This window comes from Duganella sp. CY15W (assembly GCF_009857555.1).
GTDB lineage: Bacteria > Pseudomonadota > Gammaproteobacteria > Burkholderiales > Burkholderiaceae_D > Rugamonas > Rugamonas sacchari.
Window position 1 is genome coordinate 1 of sequence record NZ_WWCQ01000035.1, and the last position, 256, is coordinate 256.

Here is a 256-nt window from a genome sequence, read left to right on the forward strand (position 1 = left end):
TCCGTTACACTTTAGGAGGAGACCGCCCCAGTCAAACTGCCTACCATGCACTGTCCCCGATCCGGATAACGGACCAAGGTTAGAACCTCAAATGAACCAGGGTGGTATTTCAAGGATGGCTCCATAGAGACTGGCGTCCCTACTTCAAAGCCTCCCACCTATCCTACACAGATTGATTCAAAGTCCAATGCAAAGCTACAGTAAAGGTTCATGGGGTCTTTCCGTCTAGCCGCGGGTAGATTGCATCATCACAAAC

The 256-nt window shown here is 50.0% G+C and carries 1 rRNA gene; it reads right to left on the minus strand.

The window, feature by feature from the left end:
* Positions 1-256: ribosomal RNA gene (locus GTP58_RS30950) — 23S ribosomal RNA — on the minus strand; the annotation flags it as partial.